Here is a 13,917-nt window from a genome sequence, read left to right as displayed (position 1 = left end):
GTAAGGGATTAGCATGCGAGCGTTAGCGAGTTTCATCATGCGCGGTCGTGTGCAGGCCACCCTCGTGGTGGTCATCAGCGCGGTACTGCCGCTGCTGTTCTGGTTGAGTGCCGCTGCCGGCAGCCTTGTGCTGCTGCGGCGGGGTTTCAAGGATGCTACAACGGTCATCGCCGGCGGCTTGCTCGCCGGGCTGGCCGTGTGGGTCATGGGCGATCCGATCACCTTCATGGTGATCGCCGGTGCCCTGGCCTTGGCCGCCATGTTGCGTGCCGAGCATTCCTGGAGCCGGGTTCTGGTGGTCAGCGCCGTGTTCGCCGTGGTTTTCAGCCACGTGCTCGATCTGGCGCTGGCCCCGACCTTCGATGCGCTGGCCAAGGCGTTTTCCGACGCCATGCCGCAGGTCGAGGGGCAACCGGTGCTCTCCGGCGAAACGATCCGCCCTGTGCTGGTCGCTTCCACAGCCGTGACGGTGCAATTGTTCTGCGTGCTGGCTTTGGTGCTGGCGCGTTATTGGCAGGCAGCGTTGTACAACCCTGGAGGCTTCGGTCGCGAATTTCGCGCACTGAAGTTGCCGAAACAGACCATGGCGGTCTTGGTGGCAGTGATGGTGGTGGCTCCGTTCATCGGGCCGCAGTTCATCATCCTGGCATCGGCTTCGAGCCTGGTACTGGTGCTGGCCGGCATCGCGTTGATGCATGGGCTCGTGGCACAGGGCCGACTGGCTGGTTTCTGGCTGGTGGGGATGTACGTGACGTTGCCGCTGATCATGCAGCTGATTTATCCGTTGCTGGTGGTTTTGGCCATTGTCGACAGCCTGATTGATTTTCGCGGTCGCAAGTCCCCCAAGGGGAATGACTCCGCGAACGGTGAAGGTTAAAAGTTAAGAGGTTTTACCAAATGGAACTGATCCTGCTGGAAAAAGTCGCCAACCTGGGTAACCTGGGCGACAAAGTAAATGTTAAGGCTGGCTACGGCCGTAACTACCTGCTGCCATTCGGCAAGGCCACCGCTGCGACCGCCGCCAACCTGGCTGCGTTCGAAGAGCGTCGCGCCGAGCTGGAAAAAGCAGCCGCTGACAAGAAAGCTTCGGCTGAAAGCCGCGCTGCCCAACTGGCCGAGCTGGAAGTGACCATCACTGCCACCGCTGGCGACGAAGGCAAGCTGTTCGGTTCGATCGGCACCCACGACATCGCTGACGCCCTGACCGCCTCTGGCGTTGAAGTGGCCAAAGCTGAAGTGCGTCTGCCGAACGGCACCATCCGTCAGGTTGGCGAATACGACGTAGCCGTGCACCTGCACAGCGACGTTGAAGCCACCGTACGTGTGGTCGTCGTAGCTGCCTAAGCTGCGCTGACCGGCTGGCCCGTCAGGTGTCAGCCGGTTAACATCGGGCACGGTCCTGTCTTCGACAGGCCGTGCCCTTTGTGTTTCTAATCCTCCAGAATTCTTCCGTGGACATGAACGAGATCACTTCCTCCGAACAGCTTGACCTGCAAACCGCAGCCCTGAAGGTGCCGCCGCATTCCATCGAGGCCGAACAGGCCGTGCTCGGTGGCCTGATGCTGGATAACAATGCCTGGGAGCGTGTGCTGGACCAGGTGTCGGATGGTGACTTCTATCGGCATGACCACCGTTTGATCTTCCGTGCCGTGCACAAGTTGGCCGACGCCAACCAGCCATTCGACGTGGTGACCCTGCACGAGCAGCTGGACAAGGAAGGCCTGTCCACGCAGGTGGGTGGCTTGGCGTACCTCGCCGAACTGGCCAAGAACACGCCGTCGGTGGCCAACATCAAGGCGTACGCCGCGATCATTCGCGAGCGGGCCACGCTGCGCCAGCTGATCAGCATCAGTACCGACATCGCCGACAACGCGTTCAACCCGCAGGGGCGCGATGCCGCGGAAATTCTCGACGATGCCGAGCGGCAGATCTTCCAGATCGCCGAGGCGCGGCCCAAGACCGGTGGCCCGGTGGGGGTCAACGAGCTGTTGACCAAGGCCATCGACCGTATCGATACACTGTTCAACTCCGACAGCGATATCACCGGGGTATCCACCGGCTTTACCGACCTGGACGGGAAAACCAGCGGCCTGCAGCCGGCCGACCTGGTCATCGTTGCGGGTCGACCCTCCATGGGTAAAACCACCTTCGCCATGAACCTGGTTGAAAACGCGGTGCTGCGTACCGACAAGGCAGTGCTGGTGTTCTCGCTGGAGATGCCAGGCGAATCGCTGGTCATGCGTATGCTGTCGTCGCTGGGCCGTATCGACCAGACCAAGGTGCGTTCCGGGCAACTGGACGATGACGACTGGCCGCGCCTGACCTCGGCTGTGAACCTGCTCAACGACCGCAAGCTGTTCATCGACGATACCGCCGGCATCAGCCCATCGGAGATGCGTGCGCGTACCCGGCGCCTGGCCCGCGAACACGGCGAAATTGCCCTGATCATGGTCGACTACCTGCAGCTGATGCAGATCCCGGGGTCGGCCGGTGATAACCGTACCAATGAAATTTCCGAGATTTCCCGCTCGCTGAAAGCGCTGGCGAAGGAGTTCAACTGCCCGGTCATCGCGCTCTCCCAGCTGAACCGATCCCTGGAGCAGCGCCCGAACAAGCGCCCGGTGAACTCCGACTTGCGTGAATCCGGTGCAATCGAGCAGGACGCCGACGTGATCATGTTCGTCTACCGTGACGAGGTGTACCACCCCGAAACCGAACACAAGGGCGTGGCGGAAATCATCATCGGTAAACAGCGTAACGGGCCGATTGGTTTTGTGCGGCTGGCGTTTATTGGTAAATACACCCGCTTCGAGAACCTGGCGCCGGGGATGTATAACTTCGACGACGACGAGTAAGGCTCGACCAGGCGTTCGCCTTGGGAGTTTCAGTGTTGTTGAGTTCAAGCGCCGCGAGGGCGGCGCTCGATCTGACAAGCGAAGCCATCATCGCGGCGGGTACCCGTAGGCCTTTACACCAACTGTCGCGCAACCCACCTATCCCCTACGATTCCAGTCGGACTTGGTTAAAATTTGTGCTATATTTCGCGCCCGCGATTTTCCTGCACACCAGAACCGGTCACTGACATGCAAGCAGCCAAACCACTCTACGACTATCCCAAGTACTGGGCCGAATGCTTCGGGCCAGCACCTTTCCTGCCAATGAGCAGGGAGGAGATGGATCTGCTCGGCTGGGATTCCTGCGACATCATCATCGTGACCGGGGACGCCTACGTCGACCATCCGTCGTTCGGCATGGCCATCATCGGTCGCCTGCTGGAGGCCCAGGGCTTCCGTGTGGGCATCATTGCCCAGCCGAACTGGCAGTCCAAAGACGACTTCATGAAACTGGGCGAGCCGAACCTGTTCTTCGGGGTGGCTGCAGGCAACATGGACTCGATGATCAACCGCTACACCGCGGACAAGAAAATCCGCTCCGATGACGCCTACACCCCGGGCGGGTTGGCCGGCAGCCGCCCTGACCGTGCCAGCTTGGTGTACAGCCAGCGCTGCAAGGAAGCCTACAAGCACGTGCCGATCGTGCTGGGCGGCATCGAGGCCTCGCTGCGCCGTATCGCGCATTACGACTACTGGCAGGACAAGGTCCGGCACTCGATCCTGATCGACGCCAGCGCCGACATCCTGCTGTTCGGCAACGCCGAGCGGGCCGTGGTCGAAGTGGCCCAGCGCCTGTCCAGCGGCGAGCGCATCGACACCATCACCGACGTACGTGGCACCGCGTTCGTGCGCCGCGATACCCCGCAAGGCTGGTACGAGATCGACTCCACCCGCATCGACCGCCCGGGCCGTGTCGACAAGATCATCAACCCCTACGTGAATACGCAGGACACCCAGGCCTGCGCCATCGAGCAGGCCAAAGGCGACCAGGAAGACCCGAACGAAGCCAAGGTGGTGCAGATTCTCGACAGCCCGCGCATGACCCGCGACAAGTCGGTGATCCGCCTGCCCTCGTTCGAGAAAGTGCGCAACGACCCGGTGCTGTATGCCCACGCCAACCGCGTGCTGCACCTGGAGACCAACCCCGGCAACGCCCGCGCCCTGGTGCAAAAACACGGCGAAGTGGATGTGTGGTTCAACCCGCCACCCATCCCCATGAGCACCGAAGAAATGGACTACGTGTTCGGCATGCCGTATGCGCGTGTGCCGCACCCTGCCTACGGCAAGGAGCGCATTCCGGCCTACGAGATGATCCGTTTCTCGGTGAACATCATGCGCGGCTGCTTTGGCGGCTGCACCTTCTGCTCGATCACCGAGCACGAAGGCCGGATCATCCAGAACCGTTCGCACGAGTCGATCCTCCACGAGATCGAAGAAATGCGCGACAAGGTGCCTGGCTTCACCGGCGTGGTGTCTGACCTGGGCGGCCCGACCGCCAACATGTACCGCATCGCCTGTAAAAGCCCGGACATCGAGAAGCACTGCCGCAAGCCGTCGTGCGTGTTCCCCGGTATTTGCGAGAACCTCAACACCGACCATAGCTCGTTGATCGAGCTGTACCGCAAGGCCCGTGCCTTGCCAGGTGTGAAGAAAATCCTGATTGCCTCGGGCCTGCGCTACGACCTGGCGGTCGAGTCGCCGGAATACGTGAAGGAGCTGGTCACCCACCACGTGGGCGGTTACCTCAAGATTGCCCCGGAGCACACCGAGCGTGGCCCGCTGGACAAGATGATGAAGCCGGGTATCGGCACCTACGACCGCTTCAAGCGCATGTTCGAGAAGTTCTCGAAAGAAGCGGGCAAGGAGCAGTACCTGATCCCGTACTTCATCGCCGCGCACCCAGGCACCACCGATGAAGACATGATGAACCTGGCCCTGTGGCTCAAGGGCAACGGCTTCCGCGCCGACCAGGTGCAGGCGTTCTACCCCTCGCCGATGGCCTCGGCCACGGCCATGTACCATTCGGGCAAGAACCCGCTGCGCAAGGTGACCTACAAGAGCGAAGGCGTGGATATCGTCAAGAGCGACGAGCAACGCCGGCTGCACAAGGCATTCTTGCGCTATCACGACCCCAAGGGCTGGCCGATGTTGCGTGAGGCGCTGGAGCGCATGGGCCGCGCCGACCTGATCGGCCCGGGCAAGCACCAGCTGATCCCCCTGCACCAGCCGCAATCGGACACCTACCAGAGTGCTCGGCGCAAGAACTCCACGCCTGCAGGTAGCCACAAGGTGGCCAAGGAGCAGAAGGTGCTGACCCAGCACACCGGCCTGCCGCCGCGTGCCAGTGATGGCAGCAAGCCTTGGGACAAGCGAGAAAAGGCCAAGGCCGAAGCATTCGCGCGCAACCAGCAAGCCGCCAAAGAGCGCAAGGATGCAGGCAAAGGTGGTAAAGCGGGCAAAGGCAAGAAACCGCGTCAGCCGGTCATCCCGCGCTAGTCGACCTCGTTCGGGGCCGCCTGGCGGCCCCGCAACACTGTGAATCCTTCAATCAGTTGTTATTCCGGGCGCGAGAATTCGCAGATCGCCCCGGTGGCTGCGTGTGCGTAAGCGGCGAGCAGGCTGTTGATGAGGCTGGACATGGGCATTTGGTATTGCTCCTAAATGAGTGGTTGTCCCATCGTCTAATAAAGGGGCATGATGTGCCCTTAGATTGGTTGTATACAATCCATTGAACAATTCAACTGCCTGGCCTATTGACACCCCCTTGACCCACATCAGCGAGGGGCTGAACGGTTTAAGGCAGTCTCGCAATTGATAAAACCCTGCCAAGGAGATTCATGATGTTTGCGAAAGCTGTAGCGGTATCCCTGCTGACCCTCGCCAGCGCCTCTGTCTTCGCAGCCGAGTGTTCGGTGACTGTCGATTCCACCGACCAGATGTCGTACAACACCAAGGAAATTACCGTCGATAAGAGCTGCAAGGAGTTCACGGTAAAACTGACGCACTCCGGCAACCTGCCGAAGAACGTCATGGGCCATAACCTGGTCATCAGCAAGACTGCCGACATGCAGGGCATTGCGACCGAAGGCATGAGCCAGGGCCTGGAGAAGGACTACATCAAGGCCGACAACGCCGCGATCATTGCCCACACCAAGATGATTGGTGCGCCTGAGAAAGAAACCGAGATCAAGTTCGACACCTCCAAGCTGGATGCCGGCGGTGACTACAGCTTCTTCTGCACCTTCCCTGGCCACATCTCGATGATGAAGGGCAAGGTTGTCGTCAAGTGATCTAAAGCGCGTGGGTACGTGTCATTGGGGCCGCTTTGCGGCCCCAATGCATTGTTACGGCGCAAACGGCAGCTCGCGCTTGTGCTGGGTCTTGCGGTAGTTGGCGACGATGATGTCGAACGCCGCCTGATCGATGGGTTGCCCCTGCAGGAAGTCGTCGATCTGCTGGTATGTCACACCGTGCGACGCTTCGTCCGGCTTGCCCGGTTCCAGGTCTTCCAGGTCAGCCGTTGGCACCTTCTCCACCAGTGACTCGGGCGCCCCGAAGCTGCGCGCAATCGCCCGTACCTGGCGCTTCACCAGGCCGCTCAACGGGGCCAGGTCGCAGGCACCGTCACCAAATTTGGTAAAGAAGCCCATTACCGCTTCGGCGGCGTGGTCGGTACCGATCACCAGCCCCGCACGGGCGCCGGCAATGGTGTATTGCGCCACCATGCGCGTACGCGCCTTGACGTTGCCGACCACGAAGTCCACCAGGGTGGGCGAACCGGCCTTCAGCTCGACCACCTCGGCGGCCAGTGCCTTCACCGCAGGGGCAATGTCGACGGTGTGTACTTCGTCGGCCTTGATCACTTCCAGGCAGGCCTGGGCGTCATGTTCATCGTGCTGGACGTGGTAGGGCAGGCGTACGGCGATGAAGGTGTAGGCCTTGTCGCCGGTTTCTGCACGCAGCTCGTTGATGGCGCGCTGGGCGAGCAGTGCAGCGGTGAGTGAATCGACACCGCCGCTGATGCCCAGCACCAGGGTCTTGAGGCGGGCGTTGGCCAGGCAGCCCTTGATGAACGCCACACGCCGGGCGACTTCGGCGTCCAGGGCAGCGGCGTCGGCGAACGGCGGCTGTACCTTCAGGGCCTGGGCAATTTCCTGTTGAACCGCTTGCATGGGTTACTCCTTGCTGGGGACTTTGAATACATGACGCAAGTAGGCGACGAAATTCGGGTCGCGGCACTGGGTCTTGGCCGCCTCGTCGGAAATCTTCGCCACCGGGGCGCCGTTGCAGTCGGTCATCTTGAGCACGATGCTCATCGGCGCCACCCCCGGGATGTCGCATGTCAGGTTGGTGCCGATACCAAAGCTTACGTTGATGCGACCGCGCAGCGCACGGAAGATTTGCAGCGCCCGGGGCAGGTCCAGGCCATCGGAGAACACCAAGGTCTTGGTCATCGGGTCGATGCCCAGGTGCTGGTAGTGGGCGATGGCTTTTTCCGCCCAGGCCACCGGCTCGCCAGAGTCATGGCGCAGGCCGTCGAAGAGCTTGGCGAAATACAGGTCGAAGTCACCGAGGAAGGCGTCCATGGTGACGCAGTCGGTCAGGGCGATGCCCAGCAAGCCGCGGTACTCCCGCACCCAGCAGTCCAGTGCGGCGATCTGGCTATCGATCAGCCGGGGGCCGAGCTGCTGATGGGCCATGATCCATTCGTGGGCCATGGTGCCCAGGGGTTTGATATCCAGCTTCCAGGCTAGGTCGACGTTGCTGGTGCCCACGAAGCGGGCCGGGAAGTCATCGCGCAGCACCCGCACCACCTCCTGTTGCACGCGGCTGGAAAAACGCCGGCGGGTACCGAAGTCGGCGACCTGCATCTCGGCCAGCTCGTCACCGCTGGCATTGGCATTGAGCCAGTCGAATTTGCGATAGAGCTGGTCGCGTGCCTCCGACAGCCGCATGTGCGGGTGCAGGTGGCGGTTACGGACCTCGCTGATGATGGCCAGCAGCGGAACTTCGAACAGAATCACATGCAGCCAGGGGCCTTTGAGGCGCAGGCACAGCTGATCGTCCTCGATGCCCAGTTGGACGTAACGCAGGTTGAAGCGGAACAACCGCAGAAACCGCAGAAAGTCCGGCTTCAGAAAGCTGATGCGTTCCAGGAAGCCCAACTGCCCGTCATCCAGGGTCAGGTCGCTGAGCCGTTCGAGCTGCTGACGGATTTCGCCAAGGTACGGGCGCAGGTCCTCGCCGTTGCGGCAGCGGAACTCCCATTCCACGTCGGCATCCGGGTAGTTGTGCAACACAGCCTGCATCATGGTGAGTTTGTAGAAATCGGTGTCGAGCAGGTTATGCACGATGCGCTCGGCGAATGCGCTCTCGCTCATCAGGGGTGACTCCAGAAACGGCGAATGGCGGCCATTGTGCCAGCCTTTTCACTTTGATGTTTCGGCCAGCCTTGAAACGGTGCCGGCTGTAGCAGTGGCGCACCACGTGTGTGCAGTTCGGTGACGTTGTTTGTTACAGGCGGGTTGCACGGTGGTGTGGGGCAGGGTTGCAATGATGGCAGGGTGGAGTTGCCCTGGCTGCTGGATGAAGGTGGCGCCTTGCGCGTCGCAGACGGTTGCACGCTCAGTAACAAAAGGCCATGCCGGGCTGGCACGCCTGTTAAACGAAGTGTTTAACAGCGATGTAAAACTGATGGCACGGCCCTTGCTCGGAGGACAGGGCTGAGTCGTTGTAGTGCCAACTAAAAAAATTCAGGAGCACCACCTCATGTCGCAGACGTTTTACAAGAAAGGTTTTCTGGCCCTGGCCGTCGCCACGGCACTGGGTGTTTCTTCGTATGTTCAGGCCGACGTGAAGATCGGTGTCGCGGGCCCGATGACCGGGGCGAACGCAGCGTTTGGCGAGCAGTACATGAAGGGGGCCCAGGCCGCCGCCGACAAGATCAACGCGGCAGGTGGCGTGAACGGCGAGAAGATCGTGCTGGTGAAGGGCGATGATGCCTGCGAACCCAAGCAGGCCGTGGCCGTGGCCAACCGGTTGGTGGACCAGGACAAGGTCATTGGCGTGGTCGGCCATTTCTGTTCGTCCAACACCATCCCGGCTTCGGAGGTGTATGACGAAGCAGGCGTGATCGCCATCACCCCCGGCTCGACCAACCCGCAGGTCACCGAGCGTGGCCTTTCTGCCATGTTCCGCATGTGCGGCCGGGACGACCAGCAGGGCGTGGTCGCGGGCAACTACATCGTCGATGTGCTCAAGGGCAAGAAGGTGGCGGTGTTGCACGACAAGGACACCTACGGCCAAGGCCTGGCCGATGCGACCAAGGCGCAGCTGGAAAAGCGCGGCGTGAAACCGGTGCTGTATGAAGGCCTGACCCGTGGCGAAAAAGATTTCAGCGCCGTGGTCACCAAGATCCGCTCCGTGGGCGCCGACGTGGTGTACTTCGGCGGCCTTCACCCAGAGGCCGGGCCGCTGGTTCGGCAACTGCGCGAGCAGGGCCTGAAGGACGTGAAGTTCATGTCTGACGACGGCATCGTCACCGACGAGCTGGTGTCTACTGCTGGCGGCGCGCAGTACGTCGATGGCGTGTACATGACCTTCGGCGCCGACCCGCGCCTGCTGCCGGACAGCAAGGCGGTGGTGGAAGCATTCCGCAAGGCCGGCACCGAGCCTGAAGGCTACACCCTGTATGCCTATGCCTCGCTGCAGGCGTTGGCAGCGGCGTTCAACGGCGCCAAGTCGAACAAGGGCGAGGACGCCGCCAAATGGCTGAAAGCCAACCCGGTGCAGACCGTGATGGGTGAGAAGAAGTGGGACAGCAAGGGCGACCTGACGGTGTCCGACTACGTGGTCTACCAGTGGGATAAGGACGGCAAGTACCACCAGCTGGAAAAACAACAATAACAACGGCCCAAGGCCCAGGTGCACACGCCCTGGGCCCGGGCCCCTGCGGTACCTGTCTTTATTCGTAGACCTGCACGGGTCTGCACTGCGAGGGCCGCCTTGACCCGGGCCCGCCGTGGGCGGCGCCCGTGCAGTCTCCATCAGGTGAGATTGCGTTATGGATGGTATTTTCCTGCAGCAACTGGTCAATGGCCTGACCCTTGGGTCGGTCTATGGCCTGATCGCCATCGGCTACACAATGGTCTATGGCATCATCGGCATGATCAACTTCGCGCACGGCGAGGTGTACATGATCTCCGCTTACCTGGCGGCGATCAGCCTGGCATTGCTGGCTTACTTCGGTATCGAATCCTTCCCCCTGTTGATGCTGGGCACGCTGTTGTTCACCATCGTGGTCACCGGGGTGTATGGCTTCACCATCGAGCGCATCGCTTATAAACCCCTGCGTAACTCCACCCGCCTGGCACCGCTGATCAGTGCCATCGGCATTTCGCTTATCCTGCAAAACTATGCGCAGATCAGCCAGGGCGCCCGCCAGCAGGGTGTACCTACGTTGCTCGAAGGCGCCTGGCGCGTCGATGTGGGCAGTGGCTTCGTACAATTGACCTACACCAAGATCTTCATCCTGGTGGCTGCGTTCGTCGGCATGGGCCTGCTGACCTATGTCATCAAGTACACCAAGCTTGGGCGCATGTGCCGTGCCACCCAGCAGGACCGCAAGATGGCGTCGATTCTGGGGATCAACACCGACCGGGTGATTTCCTACGTATTCGTGATCGGGGCGGTGATGGCCGCGCTGGCCGGTGTGCTGATCACCATGAACTATGGCACTTTCGACTTCTATGCAGGCTTCATCATCGGCATCAAGGCATTTACCGCCGCCGTGCTCGGCGGCATCGGCTCGCTGCCGGGGGCGATGCTTGGCGGCATCATCCTGGGGATTTCCGAATCGCTGTTCTCGGGGCTGATCAACTCGGACTACAAGGACGTATTCAGCTTCTCGCTGCTGGTGCTCATCCTTATCTTCCGCCCTCAAGGCCTGCTGGGTCGCCCACTCGTGGCTAAGGTGTGATCATGTCCGTTGCCAAAATTGCCTCTGTTTCCGAAACCAAGGGTTTCGACCTGAAGCGCAGCCTGCTGGAAACCCTGGTCGCAGGGCTGCTGGCGCTGATCGTGTTTGGCCCGGTAGTGGGCGTGGTGCTCGATGGCTACAGTTTCAACGCCGAGCCGCGCCGTGTGGCCTGGCTGGTTGGCGGGGTGATGGTGGGGCGCTTTCTGCTCAGCCTGTACCTGCAGACCGCCGCTGGCCGGCGCATGCTGCAGGGCTTCGACAGCGGTGGCTCGGGCGTGCACGTCAACGCACCGGACTACAAGTCGCGCCTGCGCTATATCATCCCGGCGCTGGTGATCATCGCCATCGTGTTCCCCATCTTTGCCAACAAGTACCTGCTGACCGTGGTCATCCTGGGGCTGATCTACGTCTTGCTGGGCCTTGGGTTGAACATCGTGGTGGGCCTGGCAGGCCTGCTCGACCTGGGCTACGTGGCGTTCTACGCCATCGGCGCCTATGGCCTGGCGCTGGGTTACCAGTACCTGGGGCTGGGCTTCTGGAGCGTACTGCCGCTTGCGGCCATCGCCGCTGCGTTGGCCGGGTGCATCCTGGGGTTCCCGGTATTACGCATGCACGGCGACTACCTGGCCATCGTCACCCTGGGCTTTGGTGAAATCATCCGCCTGGTGCTGAACAACTGGTTGTCGTTCACGGGCGGGCCCAACGGCATGCCGGCGCCTTCGCCGACCTTCTTCGGCCTGGAGTTCGGGCGGCGTGCCAAGGACGGCGGCGTGCCGATTCACGAGTTCTTCGGCTTCGATTACAACGCCAACCTCAAGTTCGTGTTCATTTATGGTGTGCTGTTTCTGGTCGTGCTGGCGGTGCTCTACATCAAGCACCGGCTAACCCGGATGCCGGTTGGGCGAGCCTGGGAAGCGCTGCGCGAGGACGAGATCGCCTGCCGTTCCATGGGGCTCAACCATGTGCTGGTCAAGCTGTCGGCCTTCACTTTGGGCGCATCGACTGCAGGCCTTGCCGGTGTGTTTTTCGCCACCTACCAGGGCTTCGTCAACCCGTCCTCGTTCACCTTCTTCGAGTCGGCGCTCATTCTGGCCATCGTCGTGCTGGGCGGCATGGGTTCGACCGTGGGCGTGGTCATCGCGGCCTTCGTGCTCACCGTCGCCCCCGAGTTGCTGCGCAGCTTCTCGGAATACCGGGTGCTGCTGTTCGGCGTGCTGATGGTGCTGATGATGATCTGGCGACCGCGGGGCCTGATTCGCATCAGCCGTACCGGTGTGACCCCACGTAAAGGAGTGGCGCCATGAGCGACGAAATCATTCTGTCTGTGGATAACCTGATGATGCAGTTCGGTGGCATCAAGGCGCTCAGCGACGTTAGCCTGAAGGTCAGGCGCAACCAGATCTTCGCCTTGATCGGCCCCAATGGCGCCGGCAAGACCACGGTTTTCAACTGCCTTACCGGCTTCTACAAGCCCAGTGGCGGGCGCATCGAGCTGAACGTGCGGGGCGGCCACACCAACGTTATCCAGTTGCTGGGCGAAAGCTTCCAGGCGGCGGATTTTGTCTCCCCGTCCCGTTTCGCCAGCCGGCTGTACTACAAGATGTTCGGTGGCACACACCTGGTGAACCGCGCAGGCCTGGCCCGTACGTTCCAGAACATCCGCCTGTTCAAGGAGATGTCGGTCATCGAGAACCTGCTGGTGGCGCAGCACATGTGGGTAAACCGCAACCTGCTGGCCGGGGTACTCAACACCAAGGCCTACCGCAAGTCCGAGAGCGATGCGCTGGACCACGCCTTCTACTGGTTGGAGGTGGTCGACCTGGTCGACTGTGCCAACCGCCTGGCTGGCGAGCTGTCGTACGGGCAGCAGCGGCGCCTGGAGATTGCCCGGGCCATGTGCACGCGGCCCAAGGTGATCTGCCTGGACGAGCCGGCGGCCGGCCTGAACCCGCAGGAAACCGAGGCGCTCAGCCGTATGGTGCGGGTGCTGCGTGACGAGCACGACATCACGGTGGTGCTGATCGAGCACGACATGGGCATGGTCATGAGCATTTCCGACCATATCGTCGTGCTGGACCACGGCAACGTGATCGCCGAAGGCGCCCCGCAGGATATCCGCAACAACCCGACCGTGATCGCTGCCTACCTGGGTGCCGACGAAGAGGAACTGGTATGACTGCACCCATTCTCGAGCTGCGCGACCTGGACGTGTTCTACGGCCCGATCCAAGCCCTCAAGCAAGTGTCCATGCACATCGATGAAGGTGAGACGGTGAGCCTGATTGGCGCTAACGGGGCAGGCAAGTCCACCTTGTTGATGTCCATCTTCGGCCAACCGCGCGCCGCTGCCGGGCAGATCATTTACCGGGGGACGGACATCACCCGCAAGTCCACGCACTACATCGCGGCCAACGGCATTGCCCAATCCCCCGAGGGGCGGCGGGTGTTCCCGGACATGAGCGTGGAAGAAAACCTGATGATGGGCACCATCCCCATCGGCGACAAGCACGCCGACGAGGATATGCAGCGCATGTACGAACTGTTCCCGCGCCTCAAGGAGCGGCGCAACCAGCGTGCCATGACCATGTCCGGGGGTGAGCAGCAGATGCTGGCGATTGCCCGCGCACTGATGAGCCGGCCGAAGTTGCTGCTGCTGGACGAACCTTCGCTGGGGCTGGCGCCGATTGTGGTCAAGCAGATTTTCGCCACCCTGCGTGAGCTGGCCAAGACCGGGATGACTATTTTTCTGGTGGAGCAGAACGCCAACCATGCGCTGAAACTGTCGGACCGCGCCTATGTGATGGTCAACGGGCAGATCCGCATGACCGGGACGGGGCAGGAGTTGTTGGTGAACGAAGAGGTGCGCAGCGCTTACCTGGGGGGGCACTGAGCGGCAGCGCTGCGCAGCGCCTGCCTGGTTCGTACGGCAATATATCGCGCCCTGCGCAAAGGCGTTCGCGCACATACGCCCCAGGCATCATTGGCCCGAAACAAATGTAGGAGCGAGCGCAGCTCGCGATGCGCCGCGCGGGCGGCGCTCGATCTG

At 61.6% G+C, this 13,917-nt stretch carries 12 protein-coding genes; 10 read left to right on the top strand and 2 right to left on the bottom strand.

Features of this window, described 5'->3' with window-relative positions:
• The first annotated feature begins 13 nt into the window (after positions 1-13).
• The 5 genes from IAE36_RS18940 to azu all read left to right on the top strand — a co-directional run bounded on the left by IAE36_RS18940 (position 14) and on the right by azu (position 6,184).
• On the top strand, positions 14-877 hold the full coding sequence (locus IAE36_RS18940; protein ID WP_060480680.1) for a hypothetical protein: 864 nt from the start codon (positions 14-16) through the stop codon (positions 875-877).
• 20 nt (positions 878-897) lie between these two features.
• Positions 898-1,344, top strand: a complete 447-nt coding sequence (gene rplI / locus IAE36_RS18935; protein WP_028631822.1) for a 50S ribosomal protein L9 — start codon at positions 898-900, stop codon at positions 1,342-1,344.
• A gap of 113 nt (positions 1,345-1,457) precedes the next feature.
• Positions 1,458-2,855 (top strand): replicative DNA helicase, encoded by a 1,398-nt coding sequence (dnaB, locus tag IAE36_RS18930; protein ID WP_028631821.1) that lies wholly within the window; start codon positions 1,458-1,460, stop codon positions 2,853-2,855.
• Between the two features lie 228 nt (positions 2,856-3,083).
• Positions 3,084-5,390, top strand: coding sequence for a YgiQ family radical SAM protein (locus IAE36_RS18925; protein ID WP_201214000.1), 2,307 nt, complete (start codon positions 3,084-3,086; stop codon positions 5,388-5,390).
• Between the two features lie 344 nt (positions 5,391-5,734).
• Positions 5,735-6,184, top strand: a complete 450-nt coding sequence (gene azu, locus IAE36_RS18920) for an azurin (RefSeq protein ID WP_028631819.1) — start codon at positions 5,735-5,737, stop codon at positions 6,182-6,184.
• Between the two features lie 54 nt (positions 6,185-6,238).
• Here the strand turns inward: azu and nadE are convergent, their stop codons facing one another.
• Entirely contained in the window at positions 6,239-7,066 is an 828-nt protein-coding gene (gene nadE / locus IAE36_RS18915) for an ammonia-dependent NAD(+) synthetase (RefSeq protein ID WP_028631818.1), read from the bottom strand.
• A 3-nt stretch (positions 7,067-7,069) separates the two neighbouring features.
• Positions 7,070-8,275: a nicotinate phosphoribosyltransferase gene (gene pncB / locus IAE36_RS18910; protein WP_060480677.1), complete on the bottom strand. Its 1,206-nt coding sequence runs from the start codon at positions 8,273-8,275 to the stop codon at positions 7,070-7,072.
• A gap of 388 nt (positions 8,276-8,663) precedes the next feature.
• Between pncB and IAE36_RS18905 the strand changes: the two genes are divergently transcribed.
• The 5 genes from IAE36_RS18905 to IAE36_RS18885 all read left to right on the top strand — a co-directional run bounded on the left by IAE36_RS18905 (position 8,664) and on the right by IAE36_RS18885 (position 13,761).
• Positions 8,664-9,800, top strand: a complete 1,137-nt coding sequence (locus IAE36_RS18905) for a branched-chain amino acid ABC transporter substrate-binding protein (protein ID WP_060480676.1) — start codon at positions 8,664-8,666, stop codon at positions 9,798-9,800.
• Positions 9,801-9,957: 157 nt separating this feature from the next.
• Entirely contained in the window at positions 9,958-10,872 is a 915-nt protein-coding gene (locus IAE36_RS18900) for an ABC transporter permease subunit (protein WP_028631815.1), read from the top strand.
• Positions 10,873-10,874: 2 nt separating this feature from the next.
• Positions 10,875-12,176: a high-affinity branched-chain amino acid ABC transporter permease LivM gene (gene livM / locus IAE36_RS18895; protein WP_028631814.1), complete on the top strand. Its 1,302-nt coding sequence runs from the start codon at positions 10,875-10,877 to the stop codon at positions 12,174-12,176.
• Positions 12,173-13,048, top strand: coding sequence for an ABC transporter ATP-binding protein (locus tag IAE36_RS18890; RefSeq protein WP_028631813.1), 876 nt, complete (start codon positions 12,173-12,175; stop codon positions 13,046-13,048). The genes livM and IAE36_RS18890 overlap by 4 nt, the downstream gene beginning before the upstream one ends.
• Entirely contained in the window at positions 13,045-13,761 is a 717-nt protein-coding gene (locus IAE36_RS18885; RefSeq protein WP_028631812.1) for an ABC transporter ATP-binding protein, read from the top strand. The genes IAE36_RS18890 and IAE36_RS18885 overlap by 4 nt, the downstream gene beginning before the upstream one ends.
• Positions 13,762-13,917 lie beyond the last annotated feature (156 nt).

The organism is Pseudomonas sp. S36 (genome assembly GCF_016647875.1).
Lineage (GTDB): Bacteria > Pseudomonadota > Gammaproteobacteria > Pseudomonadales > Pseudomonadaceae > Aquipseudomonas > Aquipseudomonas parafulva.
This window is presented reverse-complemented; position numbering and strand designations above follow the sequence as displayed.